At 51.2% G+C, this 23516-nt stretch carries 16 protein-coding genes; all 16 read right to left on the reverse strand.

Going from position 1 to position 23516, the window contains the following annotated elements; genetic code table 11:
* Positions 1-6 precede the first annotated feature (6 nt).
* Positions 7-6360, reverse strand: a complete 6354-nt coding sequence (locus tag Q0577_RS22825) for a hypothetical protein (RefSeq protein WP_298740414.1) — start codon at positions 6358-6360, stop codon at positions 7-9.
* Between the two features lie 10 nt (positions 6361-6370).
* Positions 6371-8077: a tail fiber domain-containing protein gene (locus tag Q0577_RS22830; protein ID WP_298740415.1), complete on the reverse strand. Its 1707-nt coding sequence runs from the start codon at positions 8075-8077 to the stop codon at positions 6371-6373.
* A 62-nt stretch (positions 8078-8139) separates the two neighbouring features.
* Positions 8140-11949, reverse strand: coding sequence for a baseplate J/gp47 family protein (locus Q0577_RS22835; protein ID WP_298740416.1), 3810 nt, complete (start codon positions 11947-11949; stop codon positions 8140-8142).
* Positions 11949-12404: a GPW/gp25 family protein gene (locus Q0577_RS22840; protein WP_298740417.1), complete on the reverse strand. Its 456-nt coding sequence runs from the start codon at positions 12402-12404 to the stop codon at positions 11949-11951. The genes Q0577_RS22835 and Q0577_RS22840 overlap by 1 nt, the downstream gene beginning before the upstream one ends.
* 16 nt (positions 12405-12420) lie before the next feature.
* Positions 12421-12711 (reverse strand): PAAR domain-containing protein, encoded by a 291-nt coding sequence (locus Q0577_RS22845; protein WP_298740419.1) that lies wholly within the window; start codon positions 12709-12711, stop codon positions 12421-12423.
* Between the two features lie 11 nt (positions 12712-12722).
* Positions 12723-14501, reverse strand: coding sequence for a type VI secretion system tip protein VgrG (gene vgrG / locus Q0577_RS22850; protein WP_298740421.1), 1779 nt, complete (start codon positions 14499-14501; stop codon positions 12723-12725).
* 3 nt (positions 14502-14504) lie between these two features.
* Positions 14505-15209 carry a hypothetical protein gene (locus tag Q0577_RS22855; protein ID WP_298740422.1) on the reverse strand — a complete coding sequence of 235 codons (705 nt, stop codon included), beginning with the start codon at positions 15207-15209 and terminating at the stop codon, positions 14505-14507.
* Positions 15209-15379 carry a DUF5908 family protein gene (locus Q0577_RS22860; protein WP_298740424.1) on the reverse strand — a complete coding sequence of 57 codons (171 nt, stop codon included), beginning with the start codon at positions 15377-15379 and terminating at the stop codon, positions 15209-15211. Before Q0577_RS22860 ends, Q0577_RS22855 begins: the two co-directional genes overlap by 1 nt.
* A gap of 45 nt (positions 15380-15424) precedes the next feature.
* Positions 15425-15904 carry a phage tail protein gene (locus Q0577_RS22865; protein WP_298740426.1) on the reverse strand — a complete coding sequence of 160 codons (480 nt, stop codon included), beginning with the start codon at positions 15902-15904 and terminating at the stop codon, positions 15425-15427.
* Positions 15905-15908: 4 nt separating this feature from the next.
* Positions 15909-16352: a phage tail protein gene (locus Q0577_RS22870; protein WP_298740428.1), complete on the reverse strand. Its 444-nt coding sequence runs from the start codon at positions 16350-16352 to the stop codon at positions 15909-15911.
* Between the two features lie 39 nt (positions 16353-16391).
* A complete protein-coding gene (locus Q0577_RS22875) occupies positions 16392-17213 on the reverse strand; it encodes a hypothetical protein (protein ID WP_298740430.1) in 822 nt (273 codons plus the stop codon).
* A gap of 42 nt (positions 17214-17255) precedes the next feature.
* Positions 17256-18215 (reverse strand): hypothetical protein, encoded by a 960-nt coding sequence (locus Q0577_RS22880; protein ID WP_298740432.1) that lies wholly within the window; start codon positions 18213-18215, stop codon positions 17256-17258.
* Positions 18216-18256: 41 nt separating this feature from the next.
* Entirely contained in the window at positions 18257-19663 is a 1407-nt protein-coding gene (locus Q0577_RS22885) for a phage tail sheath family protein (RefSeq protein ID WP_298740434.1), read from the reverse strand.
* Between the two features lie 18 nt (positions 19664-19681).
* Positions 19682-20929 carry a hypothetical protein gene (locus Q0577_RS22890; RefSeq protein WP_298740437.1) on the reverse strand — a complete coding sequence of 416 codons (1248 nt, stop codon included), beginning with the start codon at positions 20927-20929 and terminating at the stop codon, positions 19682-19684.
* Positions 20930-20938: 9 nt separating this feature from the next.
* A complete protein-coding gene (locus Q0577_RS22895) occupies positions 20939-21538 on the reverse strand; it encodes a DUF4255 domain-containing protein (RefSeq protein ID WP_298740440.1) in 600 nt (199 codons plus the stop codon).
* Between the two features lie 434 nt (positions 21539-21972).
* Positions 21973-23412, reverse strand: coding sequence for a serine hydrolase domain-containing protein (locus Q0577_RS22900; RefSeq protein ID WP_298740443.1), 1440 nt, complete (start codon positions 23410-23412; stop codon positions 21973-21975).
* Between the last annotated feature and the right edge of the window lie 104 nt (positions 23413-23516).

The following is a 23516-nucleotide window of genomic DNA, read 5'->3' on the forward strand; positions in this document are numbered from 1 at the left end:
TATTATTTATAATCCCAACAATGTTTCGTCTAATAAAATAACCTGGCTGTCTCCGTCACCGCCTTCATCAAAAAGGGAGGTAGCAGGGTAAATGGTTCTCATTGACTGCAGAATGCTGGTCAGCTCCCGCAGGCGCTGTGTATAGTCGCAGCCGCCGGTCCATTCAAATGACCGCAGCCATGCCAGGCAGGCCTTTTCGTAGTTGTACATATCCTGCGGGCTTACCCAAAGTATCCGCAGGCGTATGTGCGCAGGCGCTTCCTTGCGCAGGGTTTGTTCAAAGAACTGCCTGAATCTTGACGACTGGAAACGGCGTGGCCATCCCGGCAGTACCACGGTAGCCCGGAAAGAGTAAGGGTCTACCATAAAAGTGGTGTCGCAATAGCTGCTGTTAGGGTCGTTCGCGTCAGGTGCCGGCAGCCTGCAGATGTCTTCTTCAGGACAAATGGTCAGCAGGGGAGTAGCAGCCGTTGTAATATCCGCTGCCAGTACATCGCTGGCTTTGGCCGCATCGATCAGCCCTCTCAGTTGTGAAGCCAGTATATCGCAAAGATGCTCTTCGGAATCCTGTTTATATACAGTGCCGCTGGCAATCATTACCTGCTGTTTGTCCCAGCAGGTAATAACATACCGGTTGTCATATTCCTCGATGTAGATGGCGTCTTCCTCCCCTTCATTCTGGGCCAGGGTAGCTTTCAGCGCTGCCACAAATGCTTCCTGCTCCGTTTTTCCCGGCTGGTCGAAAGTGGTACGTGCGGTCAGCTCCAGCGTTATTGCTACCGGGTTTTCTCCTTCAGGCTGCAGGGCCAAATTCCATTTGAGATAAAGCGGATGATAAACCCGATCCTGCTGTTGCGGGCGCAAAAGAATGTGTTCCAGCACATGAAATCCTTCTGCATTGATAGCACTGCGCGTAGCTGCTATGGCGGCATCCCTGGCTGCCTGCGTACTGTAGGCCAGCGGGTGTTCGGCAATTACCTGTGCCGGATCTGTGAGCTCAATACCAAACGGTCCGCAGTTGCTGTCTTCCACACGCTGATAATTCCGCAGATCGTGCAGCAGTTCTGCTGCACGCCTGAAGGCGGTAAAGGCTTCTGCAGGTGTGCTGTATACATTCAGTCCCTGCCATACGGTCTTATAATCGTAAGTAGCTTCACCCGCACCGGTCATCTGCTGCCATACACTGTTGATCTCGAAAGAATAGCCGGTGCGGTTCTCCATTATGGGGTAAAGCATGGCATTCAGCATGCGGGCGGCTTTATCTTTTTCCAGGTCTTCTTCACATATAATGCCCGGCGCTACTGCTATCACTTCGCCACTGATATCTTTGAGTGAAAGGGTATATTTATTTTCCTCTTTAGGCACTTTTTTATACCAGTAGGAGGCGGCAGAGCGGGCCAGCTCCAACAGGTAGATGTAAAGAAATCCTTCTGCGGTTTCTGCTTCGCAGGCATCGGGGTATCTGTTGACGCTGTGCCAGATCACGCGACAGGATTTACCATCCATATTCTTCTCTACCAGCTGGTAATAGTACAGGAGGCCTGCTTCGTAAGGCAGTTCTTCTGTTACCAATTCCCATTCCGTTTGCAGGGGCATATCCTTGTCGGCGTTCAGCCACAACCTTTTTATGTCGATCAGTTCAGGATGGGGGAAGTAGCAGGGAAGCAAACTAACGTCATCCTTTGCTGCCGCCTCCTGCGGGGCAGGAGTACTAACGCCTGCAGTAGCCAGTATCCAGCTGTATAACTCTCTTTTGCAAGCTACGTCTGCCAGCAGTTCAGTACGGGTCTCTTCTCTTTTGGCTGTGCTGTGATACCAGCCGGTGTGGGCCGCAACGCGGTAGCGGTTGTGATTGATCATCCGGAAACCGTAAGCGCAGCCTTCCGCATGATTAGTGTAGCGGTAGAACATTTCACTCTCCTGCGGAATACTGGAAATGAATTCGTTCAAACGCGCCCAGTCAGTAGTCTCCCTGGACTCATTAGGATCCGGTGTCCGCTGTGCAGCGTAGTAGATATCCAGCAGTACCTTACCGATAGTGATGGTATACAGGCAGGCGGCAGGTTCATCCTGCCGGCAGTAGTTGCCTGTATAAGCCAGCAGTTGCAGCAACTCATATACGCACTCTGCAGCTGCAGCCTGCGAAGTGTAGGATTGAATGCTGTCCCATTCGTATATGCCTGTTTGTGGGTTAAACAGGCGGAAGCCAAAGCTGCCGTTCTTTTCCGTATATATCACGGTATAAGCCGGTTCCTGTTGCTGGTATTGCAGCCAGAGCGCCTGCAATGCCGCATCACGATCGGCTGCGCAGCTGAACTGGCGGTAATAGGCGGCTACGCGGTAGTTGCGGTCCCAAAGCCGGAAACCGCTGTCTTGTGTTGTTACTGCCTGTCCGGGATGGCTGCTGGCAAATACTCTTGTCAGCTCCATGCCGGTTTGTTTATCCAGGTCGTTCTGCGCCCAGCTTACCAGCTGTTCAATGGCCATGAGCGCCTGCTGCTCGCAGGGGTAGGAGCCAGGATGTCTGGCCAGGCGGTTACCGCCGCCTTGTTCACCGCTGCGCAGCCATATGTGCCAGGCGCCGTCTTCCTCCACGTGTTCATAATTAGCAGGGTTAGCCGCCAGCTCCATCATCTGGGTCAGGCTGTCTCTGGCTTCCTGTTCATCATGTACTTCATCCAGCCCTTCCAGCGCTGTTGCAGGAAAGCCCTTGCCGCAGGATAACCATTGCCAGTTATAGCGCCATGCGCCAGGCAGCTGTACTACCTCCAACGCAGCGCCGTGCTGCTGCAGGAAGCGGATCACCCTTTGTATCGCCAGGTCTCTTTCCTGCTCGCTGAAGTATACGGATGGATGCTGCGCCAGCGGTGCTGCTTGCTCATTCACTATTATAAAGCTGTAGGTACAGCCATCTGTTATAGTAGGTTGATAGTGCTCAAAACGCCTGCCTAGTTGGATCGTTTTATAGAAGGCGCTACGCACTGCTTCCAGGCTGCTGTACTCCCTGGTTTCCTGCAGCAGTACTTCTTCTTTGTCTTTTATCCTGAAGAAGTAGTGACCATGTTTTACCACTTCCCATACCAGGTCGGCATTACAAAGATCCCAGTAGGCGCTGTCTGCCTGGGTGGATGTGTCCCGGATGGATTGCCATATCTGGCTGAATAAGGCTGCGTATTCCGCTATGGCCTGCTGCATGGCCGCTTCCGTGGCATACTCCTGCAGGTGTATGCCCATTACGGTCTGTACGCTTAGCTCTGTATCATCTTCCGTCAGCACTTCCCTGCGTACTACCTGGAAGCTGTAATTGTCCTTATCGCTTTTTACGGGAATGTAATTGTCTGCTGCAACCGCCAGTTCCAGGAACTGGATAAAGGCAGGGCGTAGCTGGTTGCCGTGTTTGAAGGTGGCAAAGCTTTCCCAGGCAGGCGCTCCTTTATAGTGCAGTTTCCAGCTGGAGGAACGTTCAGATTCTTCCTGGTACAGCAGGTATTTCTGCTGGTAGAACTGCTGCAGCTGCAACATCACTTTTGTCGCGCTGGCCTCATCATTGAAAGCGCGCGGATAACGGGTCAGTGCTGTGACAGGCTGTGCGTGCGGATCAATGATCTCCACCAGGTAGCTGGCTGCTTCGGCACGGTAGCGAACACGGTAGCTGATATGCTGCTGCAGCAGTTCCAGGGTGTTAAAGCAGGCAGTATAAGCCTGTTGCGGTGTTTCATAACCCTGCACGCTGCGGAATAAAAGCTGCCCGTTATCATCACGCAGCAGAAAATAATACCCTTCGTTTAAACGTATCAGCTGCGTATACTTTCCCTTCATGGCAAAGTACTGTATGATCCAGTCCTGTATCGCATCTCTCTTCCCGCTATGGGTGTATTCTACGGGGTGCCATACATCCAGCCACCACTCTTTACCGTCTTTATCGCGATGCAGATGTTGTACGTAAAAGCCGTACACCTGCTCGCCTGTACAGCCATAATTTTTATAGTAGCTCTTTTCAGTGGCCGCGTGCAGGAAAAACTGGTAAGCCGTTGTTGCATCATTTTCAGATGCATAGATGCTGCGGCTGATGAAGAGGGGCGTATCTTCATCGCTTTGCCCGGGCAGCTTGGCGCGGAAGATATAGCCATCGCTCACTGCTACAATATCGAAATTATTAAGAGAGGCGGAGGGATCGTGCTCGATCCCGATCAGCCTTGAAACCCGTTCCTGTAAGCCGCTTACCGGCAAGCCGTTCTGCGTTTCCAGGTAATTGAATGAACGGGAGCGGTATGCGCTGATTGCCGGGTAGGCAGAAAGGAAATTGCTTTTGTCGCGGATGTTCAGGGCCGGATCATTCTTTTTGCCGTTCAGTGCATACATCATCAGCACATAGTCGGTAAAGTCTTCTGAGAAACGGGCCAGCAAATGATCCAGGAATTTTTCCTTCCGCGTGTTATAGGCTTCTGCTGTTTCGTACAGCGCGGTGATCATCTCCGTATAACCACTGTCGGTATATACCAGGTCAAAACTATACTGCTCGTTCTCACGGTCGTTGATGCGGCTGTAGGAATTAGGCAGGCCTGCCAGGAATAATACATCCCTGGCGGCGCGCAGTGCATCCCTTTTCGTGGAGAAGTGCTGGATACCGCGGAGGATCACTTCCTGGTTACTTTCCAGGTAGTAATAATAATTGCCTTCCTCATCCTGTCCTGCCAGCGGTTGTATATTATTATTGTTGCATGCGTTCAGGATGCGGTTAATGGCTTCCTCCCGTATATATAAAGAGCTGTAGTAGCGGTGTTGTGAAGGATCGTCACTTCGGGGTACATACGCCAGGGGCATACCCCTGTAAGGTGTGCCGTCCCCGCCGGCATGCTGGTAGCCGCGCAGCAGTTCAGGCAGCTGTGGAATACCTGCCAGGTCTGCGGTGAAGTAAGTATGTGGAGGGGCATCGCTGCCGGGGGATAATGCAAACAGGTGACGGATGTTGGCCAACTGGGCAAAGTAGTCTGCCAGCAGGCGATCGTAGAACAGCAGGTAGGCCTGCAGCTGCAGCGCCTGTGCCTTGCGTTCGGCAGGTGCGTCCGGAGGTACAGTATGCTTGCCAATATTGTACACACGGGGAAACTCGTATTGTACGGAGCGATATTCCGCCAGGTTCAGCTGCCTGCCCTGCGGAATGTTCGTGTCCAGCTCTTCGGCTTTCTTTGCGGATTTATTATAGTCCGATATGTTCCTGATATAGCGGCCTTTCACCTTTTGAGGATCCACCGTAAAAGGCAGTCTGTTTTTGAAGAAGATCACGGTAGATTGCTCAGGATCCAGCACGGGGCGGTGATGGTCCTGTAGCGTAAGGCTCCATTCCTGCCCCAGTTCAAATGCGGTATTGGGGTTACCTCCATTGGCATCGGTGAACATGATCAGGCGGGTAATACCGGCTACGCCGGGCACGCTCATAATAATGCGGTACAGGTCAGATGCGTAGATAACGCGGTGGCGTTCCAGCGCTTCCAGCTCCCGGGTATCAATGAAGCCGTTTTGCTGTACAACGGTATCATTTTCCAGGTCATAGGGGCGACCTTCAAAGATCTCTTCCATGCTGCGGCCCTTGTCCAGCAATTGCTGCAGGGTATAGAACTGCGGCGCCGGAGAAAAGAAGTCCTGTATGCGGCTGAATATTTCTACCAGCAGATCTTCCGGAACATAGTCCGGTTTGGATTCCACATGCAGGCAGAGGCTGATGCGCTCTTCCCGCAGCACCGCTATTTCTGCAAAGTCTTCGCAAAGGTTGCGGTAGCGGTGCAGACGTTCTTTCACGGTATGCAACACTTCATCAATGGGGAAAACGTCGTTGCCGCAGGCATCCTTTACATAGGCGGACTTATATACATCATCCGGCTCGATATAAACTTTGTAAAGGCCATTCAGCGGTACTTTGCGCAGGTTTTCCACCAGGGGGGAGTTTTGCAGCTTACCGGACTCACAGTTCCAGCTAAGGGTATATTCATCTTCCGTGGCTTTTTCCAGCCATGCATTGCGTACGCCGTTGATATCGATGAGTAGCTTGCGGTAATCTGTTACGGTGAGCGGGTTATTACCCAGTATGCGTGCAGAGGTGAGGAAGTTGTTTTCCGCTGCATTGCCCTGCCTGGCTAGCAGGTCCTTAAAATCCAGCTTGGTGCGGTAGTCCAGGTCTGTCAGCACATAGCACAATGCTTCCAGGATGGTAATGCCGGGGTCATGCAGGTTATGATCTGTCCACACCTTGCCGGAGAAAGCGGCAATATGATCTATGCCTTCCTGCCGAAGCGTTGCAAAATCAATGTACTCCGGGAAGCCGCTGTTTTTTTCTGTCGTTATGATCTTTATATCCTCCATGGGGCGGGTATTACTTGTTACCTGATTCCAGGCGTGCCAGGCGTTTTTCCAGTGCTGCTATCTGTTCCTGCTGTTGCTGTATCGCTTTTGTAAGCACAGCTACCAGGTTGGGATAAGCCAGGGCCTTGGTATTGTCATCATGTGTTTTTACCACTTCGGGAAATACTTCCTCCACTTCATGCGGGAGGAAGCCCACTTGCTCATCTTTGTCAGAGCAGCTGGTGCGTTTGCTGTTCCAGCGGAAGCGAATGGGGTTCAGCTTCATTACCTGGTTCAGCACATTGTCCAGCGGTTTGGGGTCCTGCACCTTTTTAAGGTCAGTATCCAGGTAAAGGGTAAACAGGCGGGCATTGCCAAATACATCCAGCTCATACTGCCGGGGCGATACGCCGATACCTACTTTACCGTCCGGCCTGATGGTCAGCAGGTCGTCTCCCTGGTTCAGGTTGATCTCGTTATCATGCAGCCCATATTCTCCTCCTTTGCGGAAAACAAAACCGCCGGGAGAATCGGTGATCAGGGTACCGAAATCATTATCAGCGCCGATGGTCAGGTAGTTGGATTTGCCGCCTTTGGGCCGCAGGTTCACAACAGAGAAAGCGGGGTTGATCTTTTCCAGGCTCACAAGTATGCGGCCGGAAATATTGTCGGTAACCTCCAGCTGGGTATGCGGAGTTTCAGTCCCGATGCCCACTTTGCCGATCTTGTTATCGGGTTTGATAGACAATACCGTCTCTGCTGCGGATTCCTCGCCTATAGGATAGTTGTTGCAGTCTGTCAGCCCTTTTCTGAAATAGAAGCCTTCCGGCGCATTGGTAATGAACTGGGTGCTGGCGGCATCCAGGCGGTTCACATAGCAGGTGCGCAGGTTGTATTCGCCTTTGTGCAGGAAAGCTATTTCGGGTGCATCTTTTTTGAGAGGTGCCAGCAGCACTCTGGCATCAGGCCCCTGCTGGGCATCTACCGCTGCTTCAGGGGTTACTGTACCAATACCGGTGGCGGCCCTTCCCTGCAGGGAGGTAATGAACACCGGTGTGGAAGCAGTGTCCGGCGTTTGTTCTTTTACCAGTTCCTCTTCATTCACCGGCGGAGGCTGTATTGCCGGCTGGAAGAGGAAGCCTTCCGTATCGGTGGTGAACTTCGCCTTGTTTTCGGCCACGCTCTGGGAGAGATGACGGGGCGCCTCGCCGGATTGCTGGATGATGAATTCCGGTGCGGCAGACTGGTCGGGCGCAAAAAGGTAATCGCCGTTGTTGCGGTCATCGTGTATATGTACCCGTGCCGCCGGCTGTTCTGTGCCCATCCCTATTTTGCCAAATACCTTGGCATACATGATATCCAGTTCACCGCTGTCTTTTGCTGCGCGGATAATGGCCCAGTCATCGTCTTCGATCTGCAGCTCCAGCAGCTGCCAGTGTGTTTTATCCTGGTCGGGCGGCAGTATGGAACAATAGGCCCCGGAAGGATCCGTCTGATCCGGTTGGTCATCGTCGTCACAGCCGCAGGGTTTGGCTCCCTCCGGCACCAGGCTGTATAAGGCATTATTATAGATCACTACATCCGACTCATGATAGCTGATACCGGGCTGCCATTTACCAAAGAATGCATCATCCCTTTTTACCAGAACGGAATCTATCAGGTTGAAGTAATCCTGGGCCGTAGGCACGCTTCCCGTTTTGAACTGTGCTTTGAGGGCTGCTCTTGATGTAATAGCCATGAGAATATCTTTTAGTTGTTGAATGAATATTGTTGTTGGGTTTATTGGTTGTTTTCTATTGTTCAGGGTAATGGTACATAGTTTTGTGTACCCGCCACCGGTATAGACCAGGGCGTGTCTGCCGTGATGCCCTGCTCCGGTGGCCCCCCTGTTCTGAACATCTTAAATTCGGTCACATATTCTACGTAACTCCGTTGTTCAATGAACTGCAGTACAGAAGACATCATGATGGTGCTGCCAAATACAATGTCCTGTGAGCCGGTCAGTATCCAGGGCGACAAAAAACTTTGCACGTCTGTTTCCAGCAGGCTTTTGTAGAACTGTTTATCCTTACCGCTTTTGAATTTTACGTTACCGCTGAAGTTCACTTCCTGGTAATTGGGATTGATCACCTGTACCCGAACAAAGCCGGAGGTACGCTGCTGCAGGTAGTCACTTACCTGTTTCAGCAATATGCGGCTTACCTTGGGGCGGAAACGGCTGCCGGGAGCAAAGCCGGTTATTTCCGGTATTACGGCCAGTGTTACCCATCCCGGTGATTGCAGGGGCGTTCCTGCTCCTGCATCATTGCGGCATATTTTAGTATGGGGTATGCATTTTACTTTATAGATATCGGGGAATGCATCCAGCACGAGTCTTTCATAATCATATATGTTGATAGCCCTTCCTTTGTGACGCAGGCGTTCGCTTATACGTACATAGAACTGTGCATCTGTTTCAGCTGTTCTGCCACCAAAGGAGGGGAAGTCCTGTACAACGCTTTTGACAGCGGATTGCGGTACTGCAAGTGCGCTGATGCGCTGTGCAGGCAATGCTGTTGACAGACGGGTAAGACCATTGTCCTGGTTACTGAACACTGCACGGGCGCCCTGCGCCGCTATTACAATGGCTTCACACACGGCGGTAGTATGGCTGGCTGCCGCAACTCTCAGCCAGTGAAGGCCGGAGGGTAATATGGTATGCTGCAGGTCTGCATCCCACGGCAGGGCAATCGTAACAATGCCTGATGTCAGTAAGGATTGTGTGGTATCGCTGATCACGTCCGTATCTTTTGCCAGGGGCTTCCATTCGTTGCCCGACAGGTATTGCCAGTATACATTCGCAGCAGGTATATCAGGGTCTGCGCTGAACGCTGCCAGCTGGAATAAGAGAGACAGGTTGGCGCCGGGCACGGCATCTTTAATGCCCAGGTACAGCGCGCCTTCATCATCAAACACCGGCATCAGGCTCGAGGTAGTGGTGGGCACCGGTTTGTAATTACTTTCTTCATAGGGGTACTGGTGCAGCAGCACAATATCGTTCACGCCTGCATCAGCAGTATAGCTTAGTGAGAATGATCTGATGGATGGGGTGTAGGGCTGTTTGGGAATGGCGATCAGGTCAGCGTTTGGCACTACTTCCACCGGAAATATCAGGTTGTAGATCTCACCTGATTTTGAGATCACGCTATTGGATTTGTCTACGGTATCCTGTGTTTTCAGGCGCAGGTCAGTAAGATCTTCCTCGCTGGGAGTGGCGTTCAGATGATCCGCCTTGTCGTCAGCCTGCCAGGCCGCGTTATAACTGTCCCCCGCCTGTTGCCACAGTCCGCGCAATGGCGGTGCCGGGTCTCCCCGGTATACCGCCTGCTGCACCTTGCTCCAGTTCTCCGCTATCTTAGGATCGCTTAGGCGCAGGGTCTGCATGGCCAGTATAGCAGGATATTCCTGGTGATAAAAATGCCGGTTCAGTTTAAAACGTACAAAGCCGTAGAGCGATGCATTGCTGTACGGAGCCAGGGCTGTTTCCTGCTCCAGCATCGGCAGAGTGCTTACATCCAGCTGGAAGCTATTGTCTGCTGCCAGGGTGGTACCGCTTTGCTGGAACAGGGGCAGGGCATTCATGCCCGCCGGCATATCTTTCCAGTGACCATTCTCCAGCTTTTCCACTTTTACGGTAAAGCTGGTGTTATTTATCGGCGGATTGGGATTGTATCCCTTGTAGTGTTCTGTAAAATTAGCAGGCAGGCCTTCCCATTTAACGGCCAGCGTCATACTGGTAAGGTGCTTGCGGAAAGCCTCATCGCTGCCAAGATAAAAGCTGCTTTCTGTTTTAGGAATGCTGCTGAAAGGGGCAAAGGCTTTGTTGGGATCTATCGGACCGTCATCATTACTCAGTTGCACCTGCTTCAAGCCGGAGGCTTCCACGTTGATATCAGCGCCGCTTATTACTGCATGGCTCAACAGGTCGTACCACCTGCTTGTCTTCAGCGCAGACTGTTTTTGCTGGTTGAACAGGATGCGCAGCATCGGGGCGGTTACCGGGTAAGCTATCAGCAGTTTCTTTTCGTCTGGCCGCAGCACCGGCGGCGCATCTGGCAGCAGGCTGATAACGATGCTGAGCGTACCATTGTTATAAGTGATGGCGGGATCAGCTACCGTGGTCCAGCCCTTATCTGATGTATATTGTACCCGCAGCAGGTCTTTCAGTACGCTGTTCAGCGCTGTAGCGTCTGCGTCCAGGTTTTGTAAGGTAATGTTCGCAGTGATCTTGCGGGTGCCTTCTTTCATCAGCAATACGGCAGATGAAAGCATAAAGCCGCTGAGCGCAAAAGGATAGTGCTGGGGGCCGGCAGCAGGGTTGTTCTTGCTGATCCAGGAGGCGGCTCCCAGTACCGGCCAGCTATTATTGGCGGGGTCCTGGAAAGCGCTGCCCAGGCCATCTGCGCTGTTAGCTTTGGGCGCTGCATACAGTGTAGAGAAGTTGTCTTTTGACAGTGTGCGCATCTCTGCTACCGTAGCTTTGTTCAGCACCACATCTTCTTCAGTCAGGAAGATGATCTCTTTACCGCTGGCATCCTTGCCGGCTTTCAGAGCGGTGTCTTTAGCCTGCAGAAAGGTTTCCACCTGTTTGGCCAGGGTAGTTACCACATGCACATGATCCGGCACATGCGGGCGGTGCTTCAGCTGCAGGATCTCTTTGTAGAAAAAATCCAGGTGCAGGCGGGTAATATCATTCAGACCATTGCGCCCGTCTTTGACCTTTTTGAATATTTCCAGGAAGGCATATAAAAGGCCCTGGTAAGGCGCATGTTCCTGGTCATTACCGGTCAGGGTTTCTTCAAAATTGGACAATGCGAACTGCTGCACCTGCTGCACACCTTTGAAGAACAACTGGAACAGCTCATCCAGCTGCACCAGTGTTTGTTGCCGCTGCCTGCGGGGGTAGGGGGCCAGCTTAGCCAGGTAGGCATCTTTCGCCAGGCGTACCATAGGAGACCTGATACCCCATATGTCTTCTTCCTGTCCGGCCAGCTGCAGCAGTTCAGCGGTGTAGGGCAGTTCATCCACCGCGTTAAAGGTGTTACCTACGGCAATGAGCTGTTGTAAGGCCTTGCTCAGATCATTTTGTATCAGTGCTTTCAGCATGCGGCGCAGGGCGGTTTCCTGCTGCAGTGCATGCAGGGTAGTGTACCAGCTGTTCACCTGTATGGCTACGGCGAGAATGCTGTTCACCAGGGGCCAGTGACCGCTCTCCGCAAACTGTTTATCCTGCCGGGCGCGGGTGCTGTTGTAGCTGCTTTCCAGCGCGGCTGTGTCAAACTGCTGTATAAAAGCATACTGGAAAGGCGCATTGTTCCTGAAGAAAGCCTGCCAGTCGCCTGTTGGCAGCAGCTGCGAACCGGCTGTCTGCCCTGCATAATCGCGCTCGTCATAGTAGAGCACAAACCTTGCATAGCGGTACAACAGGCTTAACAGGTCTGCCGTGCTGCGCTCATCCAGCTTCACATACCCGGCAGACAGTACCGCATTTTCTGCTACTACTGCCATGCGTTGCTGCTGGCTGGCGCCATCGCGTATCAGCGTATTTGCTATATTATCAGTATTGCTCATTATAGTCCTGTCGTTGATTGCAATCCATCAGCGCTGCCTTCCCTTACGTAGAAGTCGTATACATAATTGAAGCGGGAGTTGGTGGCGCTGATGATATAATCTATGTTGATCCGTAAATAGCCCTGGATGGCATCCCATGAATCCGGCTGAGACACGGTAATATTTTCTACCGTGATCCTTGCTTCATGGTACAGTATAGCCTTTGTTACCAGGTCCCTGATAAATCCTACCAGGGTGCTGCTCATGGGTTCAAACTGGTAATCTTCCAGGTTGCAGCCGTACAGCGGCTGCATTACCCGCTCGCCTAAACTGGTGGAGAGCAGTATGTGCAGGCTCTGTTCAATATCTTCCCGTGCCGCTACCATCTTTACGTAGCAGTCTGTCTCACCATTATCTTTATGAAAGGTGGGCGGGAATGACCAGCCCTTACCTAGAAAATCTTTTCCTTCTGCCATATGCTTTCAGATTGATCTATCCTCCAATCATCACCGTTGGCAGGCCGGCCACAATAGTGCCGCCATGCCCTGTTGAATCGCCCATACGGGCTGCCGGCTTGCCGCCTATCAGTACAGTGGCCGATCCTTTTACGATCACATCGGGCGGGCCGGTGCATACCAGCATATCGCCTACTACCGCCGCGGGCATATTGCCTATCAGCACGGTGGGCACGCCGGGGCCTGTAACGGGACCGCCTACATGCGGTACCGGACCGGTGCTCATCGGGCAAACATGCATATCAGTTAATCTTGCTGCCGGAGGCATTGTGTTTGGTTTTAATTGATCTTTACCAGGCTGCCTTTAATTTCCAGTATACCGGAAGAGGTCAGCTTGGTGCTGGCTCCGCCGCTCAGTTCCATATTGGCGCTGGCCTTCTCTGTAATATTTATTCCTTCGACTTTCACATCTGTACCGGCTTTTAATGAGAATGAGCCGGTTGCTTCCATCACAATATCTTTGGCGCTCTTGATGGTAATTCCTGCAGTTTCCATTTTGATCATGTTGCCATGCTGATCCTGGATGGTGATGGCCTTGTCTTTCTCGCTCAGCTCTATGAAATTGCCGGCGGGCGTTTCCATCTTCATCACTTTGTTCTCATCATCAAACATCGTTTTCATCTGGCTGCGGGTTACCAGGCCTTTGATATGATTGGTGTCTTTGGCTTCTACAGGGGCCGGCTTGGCGCTGCTGTGCAACATGCCCAGCACCACAGCAAAACGCGGATCTCCGTTCACAAAGCCTACGATCACCTCATCATCGATCTCAGGACGGAAAAAGTAGCCGCGCTGGTCGCCTGCGTCCAATGATGCTACTCTGGCCCAGGTACCTTTGGCCTCGTTGTCCAGTGTAGGCAGCTTTACCAGTATGCGGTGTTCTCCGTCAGGATCGCTTTCCAGCTGCACTACTTTGCCTATCTGCAGGCCTTGTACGGCGGGTAGCAGGCCGGCAGCTGGTGTTTCTATCACATCGGGCTGCTGGTGAAACCATTCCGGTGAAATACCAAACTGCAGGTGGGTTTGCCAGATGTCAGAAACGATCTCATGTCTTACGGCGCTCACATATACAAGTCCGTTAAAGCGGGCGCCCAGCCCTTTCAGCTCCACGGTATCGCCGGCTTTCACCGCGGCAGAACCGGTGATCCTGGCCCTGCCGCGTATCTTGGCCATGCGGCTTTTAAGCAGGAAAGCGTCTGTCCAGGCTTTGAGCTCCGGCTGACTTACCAGTCCGCTGTGGCGCAGCTGCAGGTCTGCAGGGGATACCGCTGTTGCCAGGGTAGCGCCTGTAAGATTACCTGCTTCTGAAAAGGAACTGCTGGAAGCATCTGCTTTCAGCAGCTGTTGCTGCGCGTAGTCCCATGAGCTGGCGCTTACCTGCTGCCATTGTGTGCGGGCATCCATTTCCGCTTCAAATTCTTCGATGGTAGAACCGTAGGCCAGCACTAAAGCGGCTGATCCCACTTTGGGCGCCTTTACATCCACTTTCCCGTCCTGCACCAGTACTACCCTGCCGTTCATCTCTGCGCGGCTCATTACAAAGTCCCAGTCAGTACAGTAGTATTGTACCAGTTCCTTGTGTGTAACACTGGTAGCCTCAATGCTGCCGGCGTGTGAACCCAGTACAGTCTGCATGGCGTCGCTGTCCTTCACGTCTTTGAAATAGCGGTTCTTCCTGCCCAGGGTCAGCTGTACAGCTTCATCCTTGCATTCCAGCATGAGATAGGACCTGCCGTTCTCTCCGGCGCGGATGGAATGTCTTACAATGATTCCTTTGAAAAAGGAGCTTTGTTGTCCATCCCGTCCGCCTTTCAGCTCTATCTTGTTACCGGGTATGAAGTCTGCTCCTTCGCTGACGGCAAATTTCTCTGCAGACAGATCTCCATCCAGCAGTGTGATACGGGCGGAAGGGATCTTATTCACTTCCTTTGTTACCGTTACAGCCTGCACGTGATAGTCAGGATTATTCACCCTGCCGCCGTTGATGTGGATCTCTACCTGCGTATAGTCATGTACGCCGGGAGTTGGAATGATCCTGTCGTTAGGAGATATCTTTGCCATTTATCAGGAGGTTGTCTGGTTCTGTGCATCTGTACGCGCCGGCGGAAACACCAGGTCATCACCGGTACGGAGTGTGCGTATGCTCATCAGTTTATTGGCGTAAGCCACCTGGGGATAGTAATTGGGTGTACCGTAACTTTTGTAAGACAGGTTAGGCAGGGTATCGCCATCAGCTACCTTTATAACGCGGGTAAGGTCCGGCGATTTTTTATTCTCCTGCCTTGACCTGATCTGCGGTTCGGTATACTGCTTGAAGCTGGCGCTCACCTTGGCCCTGAGTGGTTCGCCATCAGGCCTGAACAGCACATAGCTGATGTCAAGGCTGGACAGTACACAGTCGAACGTAAAGAAAGAACCCCACTGGATCTTCAGTATACCGGGCCGGTGGGCTTCGCCCTGCATCTTGTATACGGTAGCCAGCAGTTTTTCCACCTGTTTGGGTACGGGGGTGCCATCATACACATTTCCCTCGATGGTGCCGGTATTATCCAACGTAAAGTCCAGCTTCAGTTCTTCCGGAGAGGTGAACTTGTACTCAGGAGCGCTGCCCTGGTTGCCGCCGGCGGGCTTTTCTTTCAGCTCTATCTTGTAGGCCTGTGAATAGCTTTCCGGGTTCACCGGGATGGTGAAATCCTCTCCTGCACGCTGATCCTGTTTCTGGTTCAGGAAGGGCCGTATCACAATTTTCGTTACGTTGGCGTTACCCATTATCTTTCCTTTTGATCTTTTAATATTTCAAGCACCTTATCTACACAGAGCTTGATTATCGCATCCTGCGAGCCGCTGTCCTGCCCCGCTGCTGTTGCGCTGGCAGCGGCGTTATTGCCGTTCTCGTTCACTACGGCTTTGATCACGAGTTCTTTTATTTCTACGGGCATGGTAGTGATTTATGAATGTGCTGATGTATGGAATGAAGTGGTGTTTTACCTGAACGTGAAATAATTGTAGTTCAGTTCAAACGTTTCTATCACCACTTCTCCTTTGTCTGCATTCAGGTCTGCTATCTTCCAGTTCTTAGGCCAGGCGCGGTGCACGTTCCAGGTCATGAGCGGGTTATGTTGCTCGTTCAGCAGGGTTACCAGCAGGTCAACAGGTTCAAAGATAAAATCGTTGAAGGCCTGCCGGCACCACTCGGTGATCCTGGACTGCTGCGGGCTTAGCAAGCCGCGGCGCAGCACCAGGTCGGTACATTTGTTCCTTACCGGTACTACGTGCTCAAAGCGGTTTTCACCGCCTTCGCGCAAGGTGTCGGTCTGCATCTGGTTGTTAAGCCCGGAAACGGACTGGAACAGGATGTCCAGGTCTGTCCTGTCCCGGAACTGGAACTCCACTTTGAAGTGGAAGCCTACCGGGGGATAGTAGTGTATCCCGGCCGGAGGCGTATGTGATACCGGTGCTGCCATGGGCTTAGTCGTTTTGGATCACCAGACCTTCATGTACCAGCTCCACGCTTTCTACTGCTATTTCGTTGGCGTCTGCCTTCAGATCAGCTGCCTGTACCTTGATGGGCCATGCGTTCTTCACTTTCCAAACGATGATGGGGTTGTGTGTTTCATCCAGCAGGCTGATGGTGATATCGCGGCGGTACTGGCCTGCCTGTTCCTGGAAAAATTTGGTTTCCTTCCACCAGTCAAAATATTCGTTGTCTGATTTGAAGGTGCCGCGTTTCAGGGTGATGTTGCTGTATTTCTGCAAGCCGGGTTGCTTGGTCTTGTGAAATTCAGGGCTGGCGCCATGACGGTATTCTATCGCTTCCGTTTCTACGGTAAGCCCTGTCACTTCAGTGAACCCGATATTCTTGCCACCCCATTCAACCTGGAAGTGAAATTTAGGAAGTGGATACGTTGCCATGTTATACTATTTTTTGTTAGATGAATGTTGATGATTTACTTAACAGGCCTTTGCGGCTTTTGCAGCATCGAAAGCTTTCTGCAGGGCGTCTTTCCTGGCCTGGGCGGTTTCGCGTTTGCAGGTGGCCTCTTCCAGTTCTTCGCGCAGTACGGCGATCTGTTTTTCTACTTTCTCGTACTGTTCTTCTGTCTGTGAGTAGAAATCGCAATCCGGGTCGTCCATAGGGAACAGCGGTGTTTGTTTGGGTTTGCAGGAAGCGCAGTCTTCGATGTCGGGTTTCTGGCCTTTCAGCATGTGTTCTGACAGGCCATTCAGCTGGTACACCAGGCCTCTGTCGCCGGCAATGCTTACCCACAATTCTTCCTGTGCTTTCAATGCATTCAGCAGGGCGGTTACGGCATCCTTTACGCCGGTGAGGGCTTCATCTACTGCATCCCGCAGGGCTTTCAGGGTGGCGAAGATGCCATCATCCTTACCGGTAATGGTGCAGTTGATGCGGTCCAGCAGGGTTTTGATCATGGTTTTCAGCACCTCGGTGCAGTCTGTCAGTTTCTTGATCTGGCAGATCAGTATTTCCATGGCTTCTATGCCCAGTTCAGCATTCTCGCCTATTTTCTCGCCCTGTTTGCGTACGCGCTGTACAGTGCGGATGTAGGTCATACCCAGCTGGTTGGTTCTTTTCAAAAGGTCCAGCACCTGTTTCAACAGGGCAGACCATTGAGTTTTCTTGGCCAGCTCGCTGCTTTTCTGGTTCTCCTGCGCCTGTGCCAGGAGCAATGCCGCGGTGGCCACGGCGAGGTCTTGCTGGAGCCGGTCAAGGTATTCTTGTACGGAGTCGTTGTCGTGATTATGATTAGGCATTTTATTCTTTTTTTAGGGTGAACGGTATCATGAAAGCGGGGATCAGGCCGGGTTGTCTTCGCCTCCCTCTTCATCATCATCACTGCCGCAGCAGCGGTTAAAAGATTGTTCTGCTTCCTTGGCTATTTCGTCCAGCGAACGGCAGTCATGATCACAATCGTTATCCTTTACAAATTCGGCGGTGGCGGCCAGACCGTCTTTCACGATCCATGCCTTGTATTTGTCTGTGGTAGCGGTGCTGAGCGCTTTAAGTGCATCTGCCTGCGTCTGGCGGGCGCTGTCGTACTGTGTTTGCAGCGCTTTCAGGTTAGCGTCTACATCTGTGATGAAGGCCGTACCTTTTTCTTTGATCAGGGCAGCGGCAGGGGTCAGGCTGGCAATGTTGATAAAGGCGTTGATGCCGGCTACTTTCACGGCAGATTCAGACAAGTCGTCTACCTGGTTGGTAATGTGATGCGCCTGGTGTACTATCTTGTGTACACTTTCTTCCAGGCTGTCCTGCTGCTGTCCTTTGTTACCGTTTTTAGACAGGCATTCCTTGATCTGTTTCAGCTCTTCCGAGTTGCAGGAATCAGGTACGGCGTCTTTCAGCTTACAGGCCAGGGTGTTCACCTTGGCTATTTTCTGTTTGGCGGCCTTGATCGCATTAACAGCGGCAGTGTAGGCCGTGTTCAATGCTTCGTAGCGGGCTACGTCTTCTGCCACCACCGTCTGCAGCAGTTCCAGGTCTTTGCTGGCGTAAGCGCCTATGCAGATGCTGAGGAAATTGTATTCTTTCAATGCGGCAGACAGCTTATCGCTGATCCTCCGATCAGTACATACCGCTGCGCTTTTGGTGCTGGCATCCGTTGCTTTGGTGATCAGGATATCTGAGGCGTTCTTCAGGCTTTCCTTCAGCGAATTGCCGTACTGTTTCAGCACCAGGTCGTATTGTGAGGGCTTCTCTGGTGAGCAGTGGAAGTGATTCGGCGGGTATTGGTGTTGCTTGTTATCTTCTGGCATGTATCAGCAGTTTAAATGTGAACATTAGGGGTTAGATCAGATCAGGATTCCTGCATTTTATGGCTGAAGCGCAGGATGATGAATTCTGCAGGACGTACTACTGCCAGGCCGATCTCCACGATCATTTTACCTTCCAGGATATCGAAGGCGGTCATGGTTTCGTTGATACCTACTTTCACATAGAAGGCATGTTCGGGTTTTGCGCCGGCCAGTGCGCCTGCTCTCCACTGGTTAGTGAGGAAGTTTTCTATCATGGCCCTTACCTTCACCCAGGTATTGGCATCGTTGGGCTCAAATACAAATTGCTCTGTTGCTTTTTTGGTTGATTCTTCCACCATGTTGAAGTAGCGTCGTACAGATACATAGCGCCATTCATTGGAGTTGCCATCCAGTGTACGTGCGCCCCAGATCTTAACGCCTTTGCCGGTGAAGAAGCGGATGGCGTTGATGGATTTACCATTATCCACATCCACATTCAGATTTTGCTGTATCTGGTCGTTGATATCGCAGGTTACTTCGAAAACAGATTTCAGTACTTCATTGGCAGGAGCTTTCCATACACCGCGGGTATTATCTACACGGGCATATACACCGGCGACGGATGCGCTGGGCGGCAGGTAGATGGAGAAGTTGTCGATTGCCAGCCTTACGTTGGCCTTTTGCAGGTTGGTCAGGGTGCTGAATTCTTTTTCTGCGCCATCTATCACTACTTTGATCTTGCTTTCGTCATACACATAATTGAAAGCAGAGCGGATATTGGGAAAGTAGGCTGCGCCAAAACGCAGCTCTTCTGCGGTGGCAGACATTTTATCGCGGAATGCTTTTGCGGCTTCCAGGATCTCTCCTTCGGTTTTCAGGCCTTTACCGGTGTGGGTAAGGTCAATGATGGTGAAACGGTCTTTCAGCAATGCGCATTGTGCCAGTGCGTTCTGGATGATGGGGATGTAGGTATCTACCGACATGCCCTGTCCTTCAGGGATCACGATCAGGGTAGGTTCATCCTGCTTTTTCAGTTCATCCAGCGCTTTGGTAAAGGCTGCGCCATCAGTAATGGGGGTGCCCAGCGGCAGGTAGGTGCCAACAGAAACAATGTAGCAGGGGCCGCCGCCGTTGTCAAAGAATTGCTGCATGGCATAGTACAGCAGGTGTTTGGAGGCTGGTTTGGCCTGTGTGTCTGGCAGCGACACGTTGTAGCGGGTGGTGCCTGCTTCCTCTTCTATTGTTGTCAGCAGGTGCTCTTCGGGCTGCGCGGTTCCGTAGTAGCTTTCAAACTCCAGCAGGGAGCTGATGCGCAGGGGCACATTAATTAAACTCTGACCGTCTTTTTTGGCTGTCTGTGTGTAACCGATAAAAGCCGGGATAGCTGTTTGTACAGCTGTGATCGATGGGGGAAACTTTGAGATCTCCTCTACATACACGCCTGGTGTATAATACGTATTGTTCGGCATAATCTGGATTTTTATTGTTTATAGTTTTATTCTTGTTAACATCGTATCGGCGCAAATACGGCCATCCTGCCTGCTGATCAGGCTTCCATCGGGATTGGGCAGCTGCACGGTATCATAGCTGATCTGCTGGTAGGCGCGTATTAAAGGGATAGGTTGTTTGCTGATGATCACTTTCCGGATACCAGCGGGAGCCGGTAGTTCATTCCAGGCCGGATCTGTTACCGGCGGCTCTTTTTGCTGGAAGTAGTATTTAAAATAAGCGGCCCTGTTCAGGAAGCGCAGTTCAAACACCGGGTGGGCAGGCGCTGCCAGCAGTCCTTCATCATCCAGCAGGCTGAATGCAGGATCAGTGGTGTGCAGCACGATATCCAGCAGACCCCATACATCCGGCCGGTATAGGGTGTTGTTGAGATATATCGTGTAAGTGCGCTCATAGTTATTGCTGCCGCTGACTGCCAATGTATATATGCCGTTCTCCGGCGGCGCTTCACTTCCTTTTGCACGGAAATCCAGTGTTACTTCCTGCAAACCTTCCGGGCGCTGGAACGAAAGTGTTTTGATAATGGCGGCGCCTTGTTTCAGTTCAAAACTGGCTTCCTCTACACCTGCCGTTTCAATTCTGTAGCTGAAATGAAACGGCAGTAAAATGCGGTCATATTCACTGATGTATTGCCTGTCTGTCAATGCCAGCCATCCCTGCGCAGCCGTGTGGGTGGGCGTTAAGGCCTGGGAGGGCGCGCCATTTACAACGGCCGTTTCACCCATCTCATAGAGGCGGCCATCTGCAAAGTCCTGCATGGGCACAGAAAGAGAGGGGAATGCTTTACCGGCGGTGCTGCCGTCGTTGGTGAAATAGTAAATAGCAGGAAATACAGGATTGATGCGAAGATTACTGCGTGAGAGCAGTAAAGGATCTTTGATCCTTATATAGAATTGCAGGCGAAGATTATTATCAGGGGCGATCTGCGGGCGGTAACGTAATTCGCCGTCTTTGGTGGTTGTTGCTACTGCAATGCCCAGCAGAAGTCCTTGTGCCTGCTGGCGGTACACCATTTTATGACCGCGGAGCAGTGCGGCGGTAGCGGGCGTTGGTTCCAGCAGCATGTTCTGCAGCAGATCATAACGGCCCGTCTGCAGCTGCGCGGTAAGTACGGCATCCTGGTCTGCGGCAGACAGCTCATAGTAGCGTTGCTGCTCTGTATCCAGGTACCAGGGGTGCAGTATATGAACGGCAGCCAGCCGTTTATATGTTGTGGCAAATGACATCGGGGTCTGTTATTCAGCGGTGATAATATTGTCTTTTGTCTGTACCTGCTCAATGAGCGGACCTTGTGCGGTGATCCTGTTTTCAGTGATCTTCACAAGCCGTACTTTATAAAGCACGGAAGGCCATTGTTTACCGCCCAGTGATCCCCACAGGTGGTTCAGCTGTTCAAAAGAAAGAGAGAACATCTCCAGGTGCAGCTGTATATCTTCATACGTATCGGGGTTCAGCAGCATGTCATTTGGTGGAGCGTTCTTCAGCGTAAAGCTGTTCTTGCCCTGGAAGAACTGTATCACATTGGAAAGCCTGGTAAGTGCATCCTCATATTTTTCATAGTGGGCAGTGATCAGTAAGTACAGGTTAAGATAGATCGGAGGATTCACATAATTCAGGGTCTTTACATTCCGGTAGAGGGGGCCGGCATTTTTCAATGCGGCTTCTTCTTCGATATTCACAAGACTCAGAATTACTTTTCGTTCCAGGTCTATATTGCTGTTAGTTGCGTCTATGGCGGCAATATTAGCCATGATCACATCCAACCTGTCGCCTCCCATGGATTCAATATATGCGGCCAGCTGGTTGTTCAGCAAAGCAAAAGCAGCATCAATCATTGTTAGATGATTAATTTGGGGCAAAAGTGTTTAGTGTACGCTGATAGCTACACATCATCTGTCAGGATGTTGTGCAGACAAGAGTGCTGCAAGCATAGGGATTTGCAGATATCTTGGGGATATCATAACAAACAATTCATTGCAGTTTAATCTTGTGGTGTCTGTCAGCTTTGTTGTGGATCCTTTGTAAAGTTGCGGGTCACGAGACTATGCATTGGATCGGGGATAGCATTTTGAGTTTCATGAGGTTAATTTTTTTGTTAGAGGTTTTTTAGAGGTTAAACATCATCTTCCTACTTAAGGTTATTAAACAGGAATATGGTTAAGTGGGCCAAAACTAAATAATACTTTTCATTTGTTCAAAAGTTTTTTTAATGTATTGATAAGCGGCGATATAAGTAATGGTATATTGGAGTATGCTTATACCGGCGTTGTTAATGTACCAGCGTAAACCGCAGGTGCTGTACACCAAAATTCGATATCTCGAAACCTGTTACCTGCTGCCTGTCCCTTACAAACCTGATGGTAAAGGCGAAGTCATTCTCGCCTGCAAATTCATCTTTCCCTGCAGGCTTCAGCTCCATATCATTTAAGCGGTGATGTGTCAGTATCAGCTTACCATCTTTTATTGTAACGTTATAGTCTGTAGATAATTCATCACTGTGATATTTACCGGTATAATCGGATAAGGTGTTGTGATAGCCGGCCGCCTGTTCAGCCATTGCGGCCTGGTTTACCGTAGTGGCGGGAGGCGCTGCTGCTGCCAATTCATTTGCAAGGAACAGGTTGGCTACCGGTAGCACTTTTGCTATCATGGTATAGTGCTCGTTATTACTCAGGGTGATGACGGACAACCTTTGTTCCGGGAAGTTGATCAGCACGGCACGATAGCCTGCATCGTGTCCGCCATGACTTCTTACTTTTAATCCCCTGTGTTTCCACAGCAGCTGTCCTTTGGCATGATAGGTAGTATCGCCCGCACTGGCGGCCCATATTACCGGCTGACCATTATCAAACAGGGAGACATCATTGAATGCTGCTATCAACGCCGCATTGCCCACTACAGGGTGGTCGAAATTGTTCACCCACTTTGCCAGGTCTTCCACAGTGGTTAATAGGCTGGTTGCACCAACCGTGCTGTAATGCAGCGGTCTTTCAATGAAACGGCCGTTTATCATTTCATAGGAATGCGCCTTGTTTTTTACAACGTTGTGAAAATCGTCATTGAAGCGGGTATGCTGCATACCCAGAGGCCTGAAGATATTTGCTGCAGTAAAATCCGCGAAGGTTTGTTTGCTAACCCTGCTCACAATCTCCGCCAGGAGTGTATATCCGGTATTGGAGTAGCGAAACATGGTACCAGGTTCAAAGTTGAGCTGTTTTTGTTTTGCAGCCAGCTTTAAGATCTGCGTGGTGGTGATGATATCTTCCATTTGCCAGCCCGCCAGGGTAAGGAGCGCCCATTGATCTCTCAAACCGCTGGTGTGTGCAAGCAGGTGTTTTATCCTGATGGTTTTGCCGTATTGCGGAAGCTCCGGTATATATTTTCTCACATCATCTTCCAGGGAAAGCTTACCTTGTTCCTTTAGAAGATAGATGGAATACGCCGTGAACTGCTTGGATACCGAGGCAACGTGAAATACGGTTTGCGGGGTGATGGGAATACCATACTCCAGGTTGGCCAGTCCGTATCCTTTCCTGAATACAACAGCGCCATCTTTTACTATTGCTACGGCAACGCCGGGTGTGGTATTGTACTCCGCAAATATGCTGTCTATCTGTGCATCGATATTATGATCTTTTGTCTGTGCAGTGGTATGGCAGGCAAAAGCTATCAGCGCTCCTGCCAGGTTCAATTTAGCAAATAAGGTCATTGTATCGGGTTTTCCGTATTTGCTAAATATACGAAACAAGACCATAAGACAGCCGAAGAATATTCTCCGGCTGTCTTATGGTATTATGCAATAAAATCATCAGC

The sequence above is a fragment of the uncultured Chitinophaga sp. genome (genome assembly GCF_937898475.1).
GTDB lineage: Bacteria > Bacteroidota > Bacteroidia > Chitinophagales > Chitinophagaceae > Chitinophaga.

Coding starts and splice junctions, on each gene's coding strand:
- Q0577_RS22825 (WP_298740414.1), bottom strand. CDS start 6,360: ATGGAGGATATAAAGATCATAACGACAGAAAAAAACAGCGGCTTCCCG.
- Q0577_RS22875 (WP_298740430.1), bottom strand. CDS start 17,213: ATGCCTAATCATAATCACGACAACGACTCCGTACAAGAATACCTTGAC.
- vgrG (WP_298740421.1), bottom strand. CDS start 14,501: ATGGCAAAGATATCTCCTAACGACAGGATCATTCCAACTCCCGGCGTA.
- Q0577_RS22890 (WP_298740437.1), bottom strand. CDS start 20,929: ATGTCATTTGCCACAACATATAAACGGCTGGCTGCCGTTCATATACTG.
- Q0577_RS22855 (WP_298740422.1), bottom strand. CDS start 15,209: ATGGGTAACGCCAACGTAACGAAAATTGTGATACGGCCCTTCCTGAAC.
- Q0577_RS22885 (WP_298740434.1), bottom strand. CDS start 19,663: ATGCCGAACAATACGTATTATACACCAGGCGTGTATGTAGAGGAGATC.
- Q0577_RS22865 (WP_298740426.1), bottom strand. CDS start 15,904: ATGGCAGCACCGGTATCACATACGCCTCCGGCCGGGATACACTACTAT.
- Q0577_RS22845 (WP_298740419.1), bottom strand. CDS start 12,711: ATGCCTCCGGCAGCAAGATTAACTGATATGCATGTTTGCCCGATGAGC.
- Q0577_RS22870 (WP_298740428.1), bottom strand. CDS start 16,352: ATGGCAACGTATCCACTTCCTAAATTTCACTTCCAGGTTGAATGGGGT.
- Q0577_RS22895 (WP_298740440.1), bottom strand. CDS start 21,538: ATGATTGATGCTGCTTTTGCTTTGCTGAACAACCAGCTGGCCGCATAT.
- Q0577_RS22830 (WP_298740415.1), bottom strand. CDS start 8,077: ATGGCTATTACATCAAGAGCAGCCCTCAAAGCACAGTTCAAAACGGGA.
- Q0577_RS22900 (WP_298740443.1), bottom strand. CDS start 23,412: ATGACCTTATTTGCTAAATTGAACCTGGCAGGAGCGCTGATAGCTTTT.
- Q0577_RS22880 (WP_298740432.1), bottom strand. CDS start 18,215: ATGCCAGAAGATAACAAGCAACACCAATACCCGCCGAATCACTTCCAC.
- Q0577_RS22840 (WP_298740417.1), bottom strand. CDS start 12,404: ATGGCAGAAGGAAAAGATTTTCTAGGTAAGGGCTGGTCATTCCCGCCC.
- Q0577_RS22860 (WP_298740424.1), bottom strand. CDS start 15,379: ATGCCCGTAGAAATAAAAGAACTCGTGATCAAAGCCGTAGTGAACGAG.
- Q0577_RS22835 (WP_298740416.1), bottom strand. CDS start 11,949: ATGAGCAATACTGATAATATAGCAAATACGCTGATACGCGATGGCGCC.